The sequence below is a fragment of the Streptomyces sp. NPDC059452 genome, from assembly GCF_042750035.1.
Taxonomy (GTDB): Bacteria; Actinomycetota; Actinomycetes; order Streptomycetales; family Streptomycetaceae; genus Streptomyces.
Genome location: NZ_JBHYVE010000024.1, coordinates 126,784 through 140,048 on the forward strand (window position 1 = coordinate 126,784; position 13,265 = coordinate 140,048).

The 13,265-nt window shown below is 68.1% G+C and carries 8 protein-coding genes; 6 read left to right on the forward strand and 2 right to left on the reverse strand.

What is annotated here, in order from left to right:
- The first annotated feature begins 82 nt into the window (after positions 1 to 82).
- Together ACFW9Z_RS27860 and acnA are read left to right on the forward strand one after the other, a co-directional pair.
- Positions 83 to 619 carry a GNAT family N-acetyltransferase gene (locus ACFW9Z_RS27860; protein WP_384645321.1) on the forward strand — a complete coding sequence of 179 codons (537 nt, stop codon included), beginning with the start codon at positions 83 to 85 and terminating at the stop codon, positions 617 to 619.
- Positions 620 to 1,170: 551 nt separating this feature from the next.
- Positions 1,171 to 3,885: an aconitate hydratase AcnA gene (gene acnA / locus ACFW9Z_RS27865; protein ID WP_384645322.1), complete on the forward strand. Its 2,715-nt coding sequence runs from the start codon at positions 1,171 to 1,173 to the stop codon at positions 3,883 to 3,885.
- A gap of 86 nt (positions 3,886 to 3,971) precedes the next feature.
- Here the strand turns inward: acnA and ACFW9Z_RS27870 are convergent, their stop codons facing one another.
- Entirely contained in the window at positions 3,972 to 4,577 is a 606-nt protein-coding gene (locus ACFW9Z_RS27870) for a hypothetical protein (protein ID WP_384645323.1), read from the reverse strand.
- 125 nt (positions 4,578 to 4,702) lie between these two features.
- Here ACFW9Z_RS27870 and ACFW9Z_RS27875 point away from each other — a divergent pair, with 125 nt between their 5' ends.
- Positions 4,703 to 5,320, forward strand: coding sequence for a histidine phosphatase family protein (locus ACFW9Z_RS27875; RefSeq protein ID WP_384645324.1), 618 nt, complete (start codon positions 4,703 to 4,705; stop codon positions 5,318 to 5,320).
- Between the two features lie 56 nt (positions 5,321 to 5,376).
- Here ACFW9Z_RS27875 and ACFW9Z_RS27880 read toward each other — a convergent pair whose 3' ends face one another.
- Positions 5,377 to 9,288 carry a GH92 family glycosyl hydrolase gene (locus ACFW9Z_RS27880; protein ID WP_384645325.1) on the reverse strand — a complete coding sequence of 1,304 codons (3,912 nt, stop codon included), beginning with the start codon at positions 9,286 to 9,288 and terminating at the stop codon, positions 5,377 to 5,379.
- Positions 9,289 to 9,793: 505 nt separating this feature from the next.
- On the opposite strand from ACFW9Z_RS27880, the gene ngcE reads away from it, so the two are divergent.
- From ngcE to ACFW9Z_RS27895, 3 genes are read left to right on the forward strand one after another with little or no spacing between them, the layout of a single operon-like run.
- The gene (ngcE, locus tag ACFW9Z_RS27885; protein WP_384645326.1) at positions 9,794 to 11,242 is read left to right on the forward strand and encodes an N-acetylglucosamine/diacetylchitobiose ABC transporter substrate-binding protein; all 1,449 of its coding nucleotides are present in this window, start codon (positions 9,794 to 9,796) and stop codon (positions 11,240 to 11,242) included.
- 49 nt (positions 11,243 to 11,291) lie between these two features.
- Complete coding sequence (locus ACFW9Z_RS27890) at positions 11,292 to 12,212, forward strand: carbohydrate ABC transporter permease (RefSeq protein ID WP_384645327.1); 921 nt, start codon at positions 11,292 to 11,294, stop codon at positions 12,210 to 12,212.
- Positions 12,212 to 13,162: a carbohydrate ABC transporter permease gene (locus ACFW9Z_RS27895; RefSeq protein WP_384645328.1), complete on the forward strand. Its 951-nt coding sequence runs from the start codon at positions 12,212 to 12,214 to the stop codon at positions 13,160 to 13,162. Before ACFW9Z_RS27890 ends, ACFW9Z_RS27895 begins: the two co-directional genes overlap by 1 nt.
- The last annotated feature ends 103 nt before the right edge of the window (positions 13,163 to 13,265 follow it).

Genomic DNA, 13,265 nt, shown 5'->3' on the forward strand with positions numbered 1-13,265 from the left:
CGACCCGGCCTGGCCTTTCTCTCCCGATCTCTCCCGATTCTCCCCCGATCCGCGCTCAGGGCCGTGGGATAGGTTGCCTGCCATGACCGAACTCGGACCTGTCGCCTGGCCCCCCGCCCCGATCAGGACCGAAAGGCTCGTGCTCCGCGAGCCCGAGGCCCGGGACCGGACGGCGGTCATCGAGCTGCTGGTCTCGCCGGAGGTGGGCACCTACCTCGGCGGCCCCCAGCCGCGCGACGAGATCGAGCGAAAGATGCCCGAGGTGCCCGGCAGACGCCCCGGCCGTTTCGTGGTCGAGCTTGACGGGGCGATGATCGGCCAGATCACGCTCACCAGAGACACGGGGCACCTCCAACAGGCTGCCGGGAGGGTGGAGCTCGGCTATCTGTTCCTGCCGCAGGTGTGGGGACACGGGTACGGCGCCGAGGCGTGCGCGGCGGCACTCGACTGGTTCGCCGGCGAGCTCCCCGGCGAACCGGTGGTGCTCGCCACCCAGACCGCCAACGACCGCTCGATGCGCCTCGCGGCGAAGCTGGGGTTCATCGAGGCGGAGCGGTTCGAGGCCTACGGCGCCGAACAGTGGTTCGGCATATGGTCTTCGGTGCCGCCGTCCGGCTGAGCGTGAACCGACTGGCTTCACTCCCCAGGGAGGGCCCCGGCCCTGTCGGTGGTCGCGGCCCGGCGGCCGGACGCCGCCCCCGGGGACCGGCTGCCCGTCGAGTGCGTTTCCTGCGCGGGCGGGCGACGTCGCGGGTAGGCGCGCCGCTGAGGAACGCCACGATCATGCGGGTGCTGATGAGGCTCCTGGCCCGCAAGCTCCGGGCTCAAGGCATCGAAGCGTCCGCCTCCCGGCGGTGGACTGACCGCCGCAGGGGGCGGTTCCCGGCGTCGAGCCTTTCACCTGGGGCGGGCCGGAGCCGGGGAGGTGTGCCCGGGCGGCCGGGCATGTCGCCGGACAAGGGCACCTGGGCATGACCGAGCGGCGGCTATGTACTAGAGTTATCTCGACATCGAGATATCTGCCGAGGCGCACCGCAGCCGCCGCCCGGTAAGGGTTACCTAACTAATCCTTACCTTAGCGGATGGTCGGGGCGGTAGGCGGCACAACGCGGCGCCCGCTGCCAATGAGGCGCGGCGCGGTAGACGCGCACATTGAAGAAGGAGACTGTCGTGTCGGCGAACAGCTTCGACGCCCGCAGCACGCTGCGCGTGGGCGACGAGTCGTACGAGATCTTCAAGCTGGACAAGGTAGAGGGCTCCGCGCGCCTCCCGTACAGCCTGAAGGTCCTGCTGGAGAACCTGCTCCGTACCGAGGACGGCGCGAACATCACCGCCGACCACATCCGGGCCATCGGCGGCTGGGACTCCCAGGCGCAGCCCAGCCAGGAGATTCAGTTCACGCCGGCCCGCGTGATCATGCAGGACTTCACCGGCGTGCCGTGTGTCGTGGACCTCGCCACCATGCGTGAGGCCGTGAAGGAGCTGGGCGGCGACCCGGCGAAGATCAACCCGCTGGCCCCGGCCGAGCTGGTCATCGACCACTCCGTCATCGCCGACAAGTTCGGCACCAACGAGGCGTTCGCCCAGAACGTCGAGCTGGAGTACGGCCGAAACCGGGAGCGCTACCAGTTCCTGCGCTGGGGCCAGACCGCCTTCGACGAGTTCAAGGTCGTCCCCCCGGGCACCGGCATCGTCCACCAGGTGAACATCGAGCACCTGGCCCGTACCGTCATGGTCCGCAACGGCCAGGCGTACCCCGACACCCTCGTCGGCACCGACTCGCACACCACCATGGTCAACGGCCTCGGCGTGCTGGGCTGGGGCGTCGGCGGCATCGAGGCCGAGGCCGCGATGCTCGGCCAGCCGGTCTCCATGCTCATCCCGCGCGTCGTCGGCTTCAAGCTGACCGGCGAGCTGACCCCCGGCACCACCGCCACCGACCTCGTGCTGACCATCACCGAGATGCTCCGCAAGCACGGCGTCGTCGGCAAGTTCGTCGAGTTCTACGGTGAGGGCGTCGCCGCCACCTCGCTGGCCAACCGCGCCACCATCGGCAACATGTCGCCGGAGTTCGGCTCCACCGCCGCGATCTTCCCGATCGACGGCGAGACGCTGAAGTACCTGCGCCTGACCGGCCGCGACGAGCAGCAGGTCGCCCTCGTCGAGGCGTACGCCAAGGAGCAGGGCCTCTGGCTGGACCCGGCCGCCGAGCCGGACTTCTCCGAGAAGCTGGAGCTGGACCTCTCCACGGTCGTCCCCTCCATCGCCGGACCGAAGCGCCCGCAGGACCGCATCATCCTGGCCAACGCCAAGGAGCAGTTCGCGCAGGACGTCCGCAACTACGTCTCCGACGACGAGGAGGCGGGCAAGGAGTCCTTCCCGGCCTCCGACGCCCCGGCCGTCTCCAACGGCGTCCCGTCGAAGCCGACCACCGTCACGGCCCCCGACGGCTCGACGTACGAGATCGACCACGGCGCCGTCACCGTCGCCGCGATCACCTCCTGCACCAACACCTCGAACCCGTACGTCATGGTCGCCGCCGCGCTCGTGGCCAAGAAGGCGGTCGAGAAGGGCCTGACCCGCAAGCCGTGGGTCAAGACCACCCTCGCCCCGGGCTCGAAGGTCGTCACCGACTACTTCGACAAGGCGGGGCTGACCCCGTACCTCGACAAGGTCGGCTTCAACCTCGTCGGCTACGGCTGCACCACCTGCATCGGCAACTCCGGCCCGCTGCCGGAGGAGGTCTCCAAGGCCGTCAACGACAACGACCTCGCGGTCACGTCGGTCCTCTCCGGCAACCGTAACTTCGAGGGCCGCATCAACCCCGACGTCAAGATGAACTACCTGGCGTCCCCGCCGCTGGTCGTCGCGTACGCCATCGCCGGTTCGATGAAGGTCGACATCACCAAGGATGCCCTCGGCACCGACCAGGACGGCAAGCCGGTCTACCTGACCGACATCTGGCCCACCGAGGCCGAGGTCAACGACGTCGTGGCCAACGCCATCGGCGAGGACATGTTCAACAAGTCCTACCAGGACGTCTTCGCGGGCGACGCCCAGTGGCAGGCGCTCCCGATCCCGACCGGCAACACCTTCGAGTGGGACGCCGAGTCCACCTACGTGCGCAAGCCCCCGTACTTCGAGGGCATGACGATGGAGACGACCCCGGTCGAGGACATCACCGGCGCCCGCGTGCTCGCCAAGCTCGGCGACTCGGTCACCACCGACCACATCTCCCCGGCCGGTGCCATCAAGGCCGACACCCCGGCCGGCAAGTACCTCACGGAGCACGGCATCGAGCGCCGTGACTTCAACTCCTACGGCTCGCGCCGTGGTAACCACGAGGTCATGATCCGCGGCACGTTCGCCAACATCCGCCTGCGCAACCAGATCGCGCCGGGCACCGAGGGCGGCTACACCCGCGACTTCACCCAGGCTGACGGCCCGGTGTCGTTCATCTACGACGCCTCGCAGAACTACCAGGCCGCCGGTACCCCCCTCGCGATTCTCGCGGGCAAGGAGTACGGTTCCGGCTCGTCCCGTGACTGGGCCGCCAAGGGCACCGCGCTCCTCGGCGTCAAGGCCGTCATCGCCGAGTCCTACGAGCGCATCCACCGCTCGAACCTCATCGGCATGGGCGTCCTCCCGCTCCAGTTCCCCGAGGGCCAGAACGCCGAGACCCTCGGTCTCACCGGCGAGGAGACCTTCTCCTTCACCGGGGTCACCGAGCTGAACAACGGCACCACCCCGCGCACGGTCAAGGTCACCACCGACACCGGTGTGGAGTTCGACGGCGTCGTCCGGATCGACACCCCCGGCGAGGCGGACTACTACCGCAACGGCGGCATCCTGCAGTACGTGCTCCGCAGCCTGATCCGCAAGTAGGCGGACCGGCCACCGAGTGAAGAAGGGCCGTACCCCGGGTCTCCCCGGGGTACGGCCCTTCGGCGTCGTACCGGAACGCCGGACCGCTACATCGCGTCCCGCTGCACCCGGTCGAGCCGACACTTCGTGCCTTCCGGGGCCTCCCCGGTGCCCTGGGCCGTCATTTTGGCCTTCCCCCCGGGGGCGACGTCCTCCACGACCGCGAGGCCCTCGGACACCAGCTCACCGTCCTGGTCCACGAAGGACACGTACGCGACATAGGCCGCCGTGCTCCCGGTCCCGTTCACGACTTCCAGCTCCGCGTGCGGCCAGTCGATCACGGAGTCCCGCGTGCACTTCGTGATCGCGACATCCGCCATCCCGTCCGAGTCGAACTCCGGCTCCTCGTCCGGTTCCTCCTCGTCGTCCTCCGGGTACGGCGCGGCGGAGGACGCCCCCGGCGGCTCGGGCGACAGGGCCGCGGAGTCCCAGGCCGACTGCATCAGCGAGTAGACGAGCACCACCACCGCCCCCACCAGAGCGAAGGCGACGCCCAGGACGAGCGTCACGATCAGCCCCGTACGCCCCTTCCGTGCCGGTCCGGCCGGGGCCGGAGCCGCCCAGGGCGAAGGCTGCGGAGTCCCCACCGGAACCTGGTGCTGCGGCAGAGGCTGCGGCTGTTCGGGCGGCGGAGGCGGAAAGGTGTCGGACATGCGGTCCCCCCACGGGAAATCGATCTGGTGAGGGCCTTACGGTACGTGGCCCCGCCACCATCACCGACACCACCCGAACCACCCACACCCCCCGCCCCACCCGTACAGAAAGCGAACGGACCACCATGGGCGAGCTGATCCTCATCCGGCACGGCGAGACCGAGTGGTCCCGCTCCGGGCAGCACACGAGCTGGACCGACCTCCCCCTGACCGCCACCGGCGAGCGCCAGGCCCGTGCCCTGGCCCCGCTTCTCGCCGACCGGAACATCGGCCTCACCCTCGTCAGCCCCTCGATCCGGGCCCGCCGCACCGCCGAGCTGGCCGGGCTCCACGCACCCCGGGTCACCCCCGAGCTGCGGGAGTGGGACTACGGCGGCTACGAGGGCATCACCACCCAGGCGATCCGCCGCACCAGGCCCTTCTGGAACCTGTGGACCGACGGCGTCGACCCCGGCTCCGACGAGCACCCCGGCGAGAGCCCCGCCCAGGTCGGGCAGCGCGCCGACCAGGTGCTCGCGGGCGTCCGGTCGGCCGCCGAGGGGCTTGGGAGCGCGGACATCGCGCTCGTCGCCCACTCGCACTTCCTGCGCGTCCTCACCGCCCGCTACCTGGGGCTGACCCCGGCCGAGGGGTGCTTCTTCCAGCTCGCCACCGGGGCCGTCTCCCGGCTCGGCACCGAACACGGCCGCCCGGTCGTCGCCGCCCTCAACGTGGCCCTGCCCGAGAGCCTTCAGGAGGCGTGAAAGCCAGGCGGCCGGCACCCCTGGGGTACCGGCCGCCCGCGTGGATCACGTACGGATCAGGAGATCAGCTCCACCTCCGCCAGCGTCGCCGTCCCCGTCAGCACCAGCCGGTACTGCGCGTACGCACCGGGCCGGTCCACCGAGAAGGCCCGGGTCTGTTTGTCCCAGGCGAAGGACTGGCCCGAGCGGCGGTCCAGGTCCGTCCACTTCCTGCCGTCGGACGAGCCCTGGAGCGTCCAGCCCTTCGGCGCCCTGTCCGCCGCCGCCGACGTCAGCGTGTACTGGAGCGCCTTCGTGGACGCCGTCACCGGCAGCTCCACCGACGCGACCTCCGCCGACGTGGCCGAGGTGTTGTCGAACAGCGCCCCGTCACCCTTCAGCACATCGCCCCTGGGCGCCGGGACCTTGTCGTCGTTCTGGATGGAGACCGGGGCCGCGTCCTTCCGCGTGCCCCACGCGGACGGCTTCGGACCCATGGCGAACTCCAGCGTGCCGCCCTTGGCCAGCACCTCGTGGGGGAGCGCGGTGGAGGTCCACTTCTTGCCGTTGACCTTCACACCCTGCACGTAGATGTTCCGCTCGCTGTTCTTCGGGGCCTCGACCACCAGCTTGCGGCCGTTGTCCATGCGGACGGTGACCTTCTTGAAGAGCGGCGAGCCGATCGCGTACTCCCCGCTGCCCATCACCAGTGGGTAGAAGCCGAGCGCCGAGAAGAGGTACCACGCCGACTGCTCGCCGTTGTCCTCGTCGCCGTGGATGCCCTGCCCGATCTCGCTGCCCACGTACAGGCGGCTGAGCACCTCGCGGACCTTCTCCTGCGTCCGGTACGGCTGCGAGGCCGCGTTGTACATGTACGTGGCGTGGTGGGCGACCTGGTTGCTGTGCCCGTACTGGCCCATCCGTACGTCACGCGCCTCGGTCATCTCGTGGATGACCCCGCCGTAGCTGCCGACGAACTCCGGGCCCGCCGTCTCCGGCGTGGAGAAGTACGTGTCCAGCTTCTTGCCCAGGCCCGCGCGGCCGCCGTACAGGTTGGCCAGGCCCCGGCTGTCCTGCGGGGCGGTGAAGGCGTAGCCCCAGCCGTTGGTCTCCGTGTAGTCGTAGCCCCAGACGCGCGGGTCGTACTGGGCGGAGGGCAGGCGCCAGTCGCCGTTCGGCTTCCTGCCCTGGAAGAAGCCCGCCTTGTCGTCGAAGAGCTTGACGTACTTCTGCGCCCGGTTCAGGAAGTAGGCCGACTCCTCCTTGTAGCGGGGCTTCTTGGTCTTCTTGTACAGCTCCTGGCCCATCCGCGCGATGCCGTAGTCGTTGAGGTAGCCCTCCAGCGACCAGGACAGGCCCTCGTGCGTGGCCGTGTTCGCGTAACCGGTGAAGACGGAGGTCTCCATGCCCTTGCGGCCGACGCCCGAGGAGGGCGGGGCCACCGTGGCGTTCTTGACCGCCGCGTCGTACGCCGCCTCCGCGTCGAACTTCACGCCCTTGACGTACGCGTCCGCGAAGGCCACGTCCGAGCTGGTGCCGGTCATCAGGTCCGCGTAGCCGGGGGAGGACCAGCGCGAGGTCCAGCCGCCGTCCTTGTAGTGCTGGACGAAGCCGTCCACCAGCTCGCCGGCCTTCTTCGGGGAGAAGAAGGAGTAGGCGGGCCAGGTCGTGCGGTAGGTGTCCCAGAAGCCGTTGTTGACGTACACCTTGCCGTCGACGATCTTCGCCCCGGTCCGCGTCGGGGTGTCCTCACCGACCGGCTTGGAGAAGGGGCTCGCGTACTTGTTCTTGCCGTCGACCTTCTCGTGGCCGGAGTTCGGGTAGAGGTAGAGGCGGTACAGGCTGGAGTAGAGCGTGGTCAGCTGGTCCTCGTTCGCGCCCTCGACCTCGATGGTCTTGAGGATGTCGTCCCAGGCCGCCTGCGCCTTGCGCCGCACCTTCTCGAAGGAGGCCGACTCCGGGATCTCCATGGCCAGGTTCTTCTTCGCCTGGTCCACGCCGATCAGCGAGGTGGCCAGACGCAGGTTGACCGTGCGGTCCTTGCCCGCGTCGAAGCGGAAGAAGCCGGTGACGTCGTCGCCGCCCCCGCCCTTCAGCTTCCCGCTGTCCGTCACCGGCGCGTCGAAGACGCCGTACACGAACATCCGGGTCGCCCCGGTGGACAGACCGCTCTTCACGTCCGTGTAGCCGGAGAAGGAGCGGGTCGCCGGGTCCAGGGTGAGGCCGCCCGCGTTCGACACGTTGTCGAAGACCAGGCTCGCGTCCTTGCCGGGGTAGGTGAACCGCATCCGGGCCGCGTGGTCGGTCGGCGCGATCTCGGCCTTGAGGCCGTTCTCGAACGTGACGCCGTAGTAGTGCGGCTTCGCGACCTCGTTCTCGTGCCGGAAGGGCAGCGCACGGGCGGTGCGGGCCGCGTCCGGGGTGCCTGCCGCCGCCGAGGGCATCACCTGGAAGGTCTGCCGGTCGCCCATCCAGGGGCTCGGCTCATGGCTGGCGCTGAAGGCCTGGAGCGTGGGGAGGTTGTCCTCGTTGTTGCCCCGGTGGTAGTCGTACAGCCAGCTCAGCGAACCGGCGTTGGTGACCGGCGTCCAGAAGTTGAAGCCGTGCGGGACGGCGGTGGCCGGAATGTTGTTGCCGCGCGAGTAGCCGCCGGAGGAGTTCGTGCCGCGCGTGGTGAGCGCGTAGTCCGACAGATGCGCCTTGCGCTTCTCCGGCTTCCTCGGCTCGATCACGATGTCGTCGACCCAGCCCTGGAACTTCGCCGGACCCTTGGGTGAGTCGTACGCCACCAGGATCCGGTCGACCGTCCTCCCCGCCGCCACCGTGCCGATGCGCGAGGAGACCTTGTTCCACTGGTTGACGTAGAGGCGCTTGGCGTCCCCCTGGCCCTGCGGGGTGAGCAGGCCGCCGTGGCTGTCGGTGGCCCTCAGCTCGCTCAGATACGTGCCGTCGGTGAAGGCGAGGTCCACCGCGATGTGGGTCGCGGGGTAGTTGAGGTCCGTCTCGCCCATCTGCGGATAGACGAGATAGGAGAGCTCGGTGTCCTTGGTGACGGCCGTGTTCACGTCGAAGACCTTGTTGTACGCGTACGCGCGGCCGCCCGGCTTGTGCGTACCCGCGTAACGCAGCGCCTTCTTTCCGGTGAATCCGGCGCCCGCCTTCGCGGTGGGCGAGCCGGAGGGGCCCCGGTCGGGCTGGCTGCGCATCTCGTCGGGGACGGGCGCGGAGGTGTCACCGTTCGAGAACTGAACGTCGGCGAGCTGGAGGATGTCCGGTGCGCCGTTGTTGGCGGTGATCTCCAGCCGGAAGTGGCGGTAGGCGGTGCCGGAGGCGAGATCGTACGACTTGGTCTCGTGGCGCTCGGTGAAGGTCTCGCCCGTACGCCGGTCGAGGTCGGTCCACTCCTTGCCGTCCGCCGAGCCCTTGAGTGTCCAGTCCTTGGGGTCGCGCGGGGCGTGGTCATTGGCGGAGGTGAGCGCGTACGTCACCACCTTCACCGGCTCGTCCATATCGAACTCGACCCAGCCGGTCCGCGCGAACGCAAGCCACTTGGAGGCCGGTTCGACGTCGACCAGGTTCTCCTTGACCTCACCGCCCGCCGTGTTCTCGGCGCTGGCACGGACATCGGTCACCCGGTCGGTCACATTGCCCGGTATTCCGGCGGAGAATCCGCCGTCGACACCCGATGAGCGCTCTGTACCGTCCGGTCCTTCTTCCACCGTGTTGCGCCAGTCCGGCTGCTTCTCGTCCGCTTCGAACGAGGAGCGGAACGTCCGTTCGCCGGACGGCTTCTGCGGGGCCCCGGACGGGCCCGCGACGGCGGCCGTGGGGGCCGCGAGGGCCAGGGCGAGAGCTGCCGCGAGGACGGCGGCCGTACGGCTCCGTCTGGTACGGCTCCGTCGTGTACGGCCCTGTCTCGTACGGCTCGTACGGGAGGCGCTGCTGAAGACCTTCCCAGCGCCTTGGTGGAGACCATGTGGTGGCTGCATACCGAGCCATTCCTCCCCGGAGCGTGCTTGGACAACGTTGTCATAGCGGGATGCAAGGTCCAGTAGGGAGTCAAGTGACAGGACGTGTCAAGGGTGTTGCCGCGGGCGCGGTACGCGAATCGGCCGTAAGGGGAAAAACCCGCCCCCGGGACAGGGCGCACGGTGCCGAGGAGTCCACGAGGTCTCAACTCGGGAAAGACTGCCGCCCCAACGTGCATTCGATCTTGCTCAGTTGGCGACAAGTGGACTATACCTGTCGCCATCGCGCAGCCGTTTCCGACGGATGTGCACCAGGGGGAACAGGGGACGGTCGCGAGGTGCCGCAGGCATCCTCGCTGTACGGTTCTCCGACACCTCCACTCCACCGGTTTCTCTCTCCGGTACACCTGCATATCTGCACCACCCAAGCGCAACTGACCGCGGTGGCGGGGCCCTTCGCCTGAGGCGAATTTTCGACGGGTGACCGGTACACCGCCTGAGTCCTGGAGAAGGCGAGGACTTGAGCATGGGATCCACCTCCGCTCAGAACAATGAGGGCCTTGGCCGTCGCGATCTGATCAAGCGTTCTGCCGCACTCGGCCTGATCGCTGTTCCGACGATGAGCTTCCTGTCCGCCTGCGCGAGCGGCAGCGGCGACAGCGACGACAACAAGGTCGAAAAGGGCGAGAAGACCGAGAAGAACCCGCTGGCCGTCAACGGCAGCGCCCCGCTGGAGATCGTCATCTTCGACGGCGGGTTCGGCACCAAGTACGCCGAGGACGCCCGGGACGTCTACAAGAAGACCTACCCCGAGGCGCAGATCAAGTTCTCCGCGACGCAGAAGATCCAGTCGGTCCTCCAGCCGCGCTTCAACGGCGGCACCCCGCCGGACCTGATCGACAACTCCGGTGCCCAGCAGATGGACATGGGCGTCCTGGTCGGCAAGAAGCAGCTCACCGACCTCACCCCGCTGCTCGACGCCCCCTCCATCGACGACCCCGCCAAGACGGTCCGCGACACCCTGCGGCCCGGCATCGTCGAGATGGGCCAGTTCGACGGCGACCCGGTCTGGATGATGTATTACGCGTACACCGTCTACGGCGTCTGGTACTCGCAGACCGCGCTGGAGAAGCTCGACTCCGCGTACCCGGAGACGTGGGACGAGATGCTCGCGCTCTGTGCGAAGGCCAAGAAGAAGGGCATCGCCGGCTGGACCTACCCCGGCAAGCACCCGTACTACATCCCGTTCTCGCTCTACCCGTTCATCGGGAAGATCGGCGGCGTCGAGGTCCTCAACGCCATCGACAACCTGGAGCCGAAGGCCTGGGAGCACCCCGCGGTCAAGGCGGCCTTCGAGGCGTACTACGAGCTCTTCGCCAAGGGCTACATCCTCAAGGGCACCCCGGGCCTGGACCACCGCGGCTCGCAGGGCGCCTGGGCCCGCGGCAAGGCGCTGTTCATCCCGAACGGTTCCTGGGTCGAGAACGAGGAAGAGGCGATCATCCCCAAGGACTTCAAGCTGTCCGTGGGCGCTCCCTCCAGCCTCGACTCCTCGGACAAGCTGCCCTTCGGCACCATCTGGGCCTCCGGCGGCGAGCCGTTCATCGTCCCGAGCAAGGCGAAGAACCCGGCGGGCGGCATGGAGCAGCTGCGCATCATGCTCAGCGAGGCCTCCTCCAAGTCCTTCACTGCCAACACCAAGTCGCTCTCCGCCTTCAACGGCGGCACCGACGGCCTGGAGCTGTCGGACGGCCTGAAGTCCGGTGTCGCCGCGCTGGAGAAGGCCGGCACCAATGTGGTCAACCCGCGCCTCCAGGACTGGTACGTCAAGCTCCAGAAGGAGCAGATCGGTGTCGCCGCGCTCGGCGAGATGATGGCCGGCCGCGCCACCCCGGCCGAGACCATCAAGAAGATCCAGGCCTTCGCCGACGCGACCGCCAAGGACCAGTCCATCAAGCACTTCAGGCACCAGTGATCACGCGTCACCAGCGGCGGCAGCTCGGGGAAGGTCGGAGTCGGTAACGATGCAACACGGTAAATACCGGTTCATAATCGGGTTCTTGGTGGTCCCGATGGCGTTGTACGTCATCTTCGTCATCTGGCCCTTCATCCAGTCCATCTACTACTCGTTCACGGACTGGACGGGGCTGAGCCCCGACTTCAAGATGGTCGGGTTCGACAACTACACCAAGATGCTCGGCGACGACATCTTCTGGAAATCGCTTCAGCACAGTGTGCTGCTGGCCGTTCTGCTGCCGCTGGTGACGCTGGGCCTCGCGCTCTTCTTCGCCTTCATGCTCAACGTGGGCGGCCGGCGCCGCAAGGGCGCCGCCGTCACCGGCGTACGGGGCTCGGGCTTCTACAAGATCGCCTACTTCTTCCCGCAAGTGCTCTCGATCGCGATCGTGGCCATCCTGTTCCAGTTCGCCTTCGACCCGACCCAGGGCATGATCAACGGCATCCTCAAGGGCGTGGGCTTCGAGGACGTACCGGACTGGCTGGGCGATCCGAAGCTGGCCCTCTGGGTCATCATGGCGGTCCTCGTCTGGTGCACGACCGGCTTCTTCGTGGTGCTGTTCTCCGCGGGCATGGCCTCCATCCCCAAGGACTTCTACGAAGCCGCCCTGCTGGACGGGGCGAGCCGCTTCACGACCTTCTTCCGGATCACGCTGCCCCTGCTGTGGGACACGGTCCAGTCCGGCTGGGTCTACATGGGCATCCTGGCGCTCGGCGCCGAGGGCTTCGCCATCGTCCACATCATGAGCGTCGGCCCCGGTGGGCCCGACTACTCGACCACCGTCCTGCCGCTGTACGTCTACCAGTCGGCGTTCCGTGACGGACAGGCGGCCTACGCGACCACGATCGGTGTCGCCCTGCTCGTCGTGACGCTGGCCTTCGCCGCCCTCGTCATGCGGGTGGGCCGGCGCGAGCGGCTGGAGTTCTGATGAAGACCACCGACACCCCTCCCTCCGGCGCATCCGGGCCCTCCTCGGGCCCCGGCGCCTCCACGGTCCCCGCGCAGCGCACCGGCACGGTCCGCAAGAGCCCGGCGGCCCCGGCGAAGAGCACCGAGGGCCAGGTCCTCAACGTCTTCTCGCACGGCGTGCTGGTCCTGTGGGCGATCATGGTCGTCCTGCCGCTGTTCTGGGCGGTGATGTCCTCGTTCAAGACCGACACGGACATCTTCAACAGCCCCTGGTCGCTGCCCGACTCGCTGAACTTCGACAGCTGGGGCCGGGCCTGGAGCCAGGCCCATATGAGCGAGTACTTCCTGAACACCATCCTGGTGGTGGGCGGTTCGCTCGTGGGCACCCTGGTCTTCGGGTCGATGGCCGCCTATGTGCTCGCCCGCTTCGAGTTCCCGGGCAACCGCTTCATTTACTTCTTGTTCGTCGGCGGCATGAGCTTCCCGATCATGCTCGCGCTGGTCCCGCTGTTCTACGTCATGGACAACATGGGGCTGCTGAACACGATCCACGGCCTGATCCTCGTGTACATCGCGTACTCGCTGCCGTTCACCGTGTTCTTCCTGACCTCGTTCTTCCGCACGCTGCCGACCTCGGTGGCGGAGGCGTCGATCCTCGACGGGGCCTCGCACACCCGGACGTTCTTCCAGGTGATGCTGCCGATGGCCAAGCCCGGCCTGATCAGCGTCGGCATCTTCAACTTCCTGGGGCAGTGGAACCAGTACATGCTGCCGACGGTGCTGAACACCGACCCGGAGAAGCGGGTGCTCGCACAGGGTCTGGTGGAGCTCGCCTCCAGCCAGGGGTACAAGGGCGACTACTCCGGCCTCTTCGCCGGTCTGGTCATCGCGATGCTCCCGGTGCTGGCCGCGTACATCATCTTCCAGCGACAGGTCGTCTCCGGTCTGACGGCGGGGGCGCTGAAGTAGGTCACGCGTATCCGAAGAGGTCACGCGTCGGCATAGGAAGGCCACGCGTACGCATAAGAAGGTCACGTATCCACAACGGCCCGGTGCCCCGGCGGAGGAGTCT

Bases quoted from the DNA above. Each gene is read 5' to 3' on its own strand.
- ACFW9Z_RS27875 (WP_384645324.1), top strand. From the start codon at position 4,703: ATGGGCGAGCTGATCCTCATCCGGCACGGCGAGACCGAGTGGTCCCGC.
- ACFW9Z_RS27880 (WP_384645325.1), bottom strand. From the start codon at position 9,288: ATGCAGCCACCACATGGTCTCCACCAAGGCGCTGGGAAGGTCTTCAGC.
- ngcE (WP_384645326.1), top strand. From the start codon at position 9,794: ATGGGATCCACCTCCGCTCAGAACAATGAGGGCCTTGGCCGTCGCGAT.
- ACFW9Z_RS27860 (WP_384645321.1), top strand. From the start codon at position 83: ATGACCGAACTCGGACCTGTCGCCTGGCCCCCCGCCCCGATCAGGACC.
- ACFW9Z_RS27870 (WP_384645323.1), bottom strand. From the start codon at position 4,577: ATGTCCGACACCTTTCCGCCTCCGCCGCCCGAACAGCCGCAGCCTCTG.
- ACFW9Z_RS27895 (WP_384645328.1), top strand. From the start codon at position 12,212: ATGAAGACCACCGACACCCCTCCCTCCGGCGCATCCGGGCCCTCCTCG.
- ACFW9Z_RS27890 (WP_384645327.1), top strand. From the start codon at position 11,292: ATGCAACACGGTAAATACCGGTTCATAATCGGGTTCTTGGTGGTCCCG.